This window comes from Cysteiniphilum sp. 19S12-1 (assembly GCF_052030685.1).
Lineage (GTDB): Bacteria > Pseudomonadota > Gammaproteobacteria > Francisellales > Francisellaceae > Caedibacter.
The window spans coordinates 1-1,481 of the sequence record NZ_JBQAJM010000076.1 but is presented as its reverse complement, the minus strand read 5'-3'; the positions used below and the strand labels follow the sequence as shown (position 1 = coordinate 1,481).

Annotated in this window: 1 protein-coding gene; it reads left to right on the top strand. The window is 40.2% G+C overall.

Annotation, left to right across the window (positions count from 1 at the left end; genetic code table 11):
- Positions 1-111 precede the first annotated feature (111 nt).
- Positions 112-1,410: an IS701 family transposase gene (locus ACTS4L_RS11260; protein WP_440617998.1), complete on the top strand. Its 1,299-nt coding sequence runs from the start codon at positions 112-114 to the stop codon at positions 1,408-1,410.
- Positions 1,411-1,481: the final 71 nt, after the last annotated feature.

Sequence of the window (1,481 nt, the reverse complement as noted above, 5' to 3'; positions counted from 1 at the left end):
CTGAAGTTTAGAGTTTCAGATTAATTTTTTATTGTGTCTGGCTATTTTTAATCGACTTATGGCATTGTGATTGGCAGGCTATAAGTGCAAACAAAACAACAAGCCAATCACATGGAAGATTATAACGATAAACCAGCAAGATTTGTAAGCGAGTTCATTAATTTTTTAACAAAAGCACTACCGATTAGATCAATTCCGACTTTTATTGAACTACTCGTAGGCTGTATGCTGAGCTCACAAGGCTTTGTTAGTGAGGCATACCTTGCCTCAGGATGTGTTAAACACTGGGGAAGCTATTATAAATGGATAGAGAAAGGTCAATGGTCATGGGTGAACTTATCAAGACGGCTGATTCGCTTTATTTTGCAGCATTTTCCAGCACGTTGGCGTTTTTGGGTAATTGATGATACCTTGGTTTTGCGCTTATCAACCAAAGCCCCTTCAAGTCAAACGCATTATGATCATAGTCATAAAGGGAATCGCCCTAATTATGTTCGAGGACAGTGTTGGGTTGTATTAGGCTGTGTAGTTGGTGGATTATCAAGACTTATTGGCATACCTGTTTTAGCACGCCTAAGCAAAGTCTCTGGCAATACAAATAAGCTGGATATTGCATGCACATTGATTAGAGCCGTATCTTCATTTTTATGTAAACAAGATGTGCTGCTATTGGATTGTTGGTATATGAAAGCAAAAGTCATACTCTATGCGCTTCAACATGACCTGATCGTCATCGGTCAAGCGCGAATTGATACCGCATTATATTTTGTGCCAGTTAAAGAAGCTAAGCGGCGTGGACGTCCGCGTAAGTATGGGGCTAAAATTGAGCGTGGCGATATACAAACCATGAGAAAACAGTATATTACGGCAAGACTATATGGTCGTAAGCAACGGTTGAGATATTGTGAAATAACAGCAGTTGCTAGATTTCTAAATGGTCGAATTGTTAAAGCTGTTTGGTGTGAGTTTGAACTAGCAGATGGTGTGTGGTCAAAACCACGTCTACTGTTATGTAGTCATGCTGAAGTCAGTGGTGTTGATGTCATTTTAGGCTATGCCCGACGCTACTATATTGAGCCTGTCTTTGACGATGTGAAGAACAGGTGGGGTTGGAAAAATGCTTGGCAACAAACCAGGCAAGTATTACATCGTTGGACGCATTTGATCTTTGCAGCCTATGCGCTACCCAAATTACTTATTTTAAAGCTTGCTGAATGGAAGTTTGATCTTAATGCTATTCCTTGGAGGCAGAATCAGCCGATGACGGCTGGGTTAGTACGAATATGGCTTTGGCGTATTTTTTCGCAGTTTGAAATTCGGGCTGCATGGTGTGCAAAAGCAAGAAAATTCACTATCCCAATTCTGCAGGCAAACCGTGGTAGACATAGAAAAGTAGATAAAGCTGCTTAAAAGCTCAATTGCATGAGCTAGCAATTAGATCGACTGATTCATAATTCAATGTTTAAAACTCTAAACTTCAG

Excerpts from the sequence above, each read along its gene's own strand:
- ACTS4L_RS11260 (WP_440617998.1), top strand. The coding sequence starts at position 112 with ATGGAAGATTATAACGATAAACCAGCAAGATTTGTAAGCGAGTTCATT.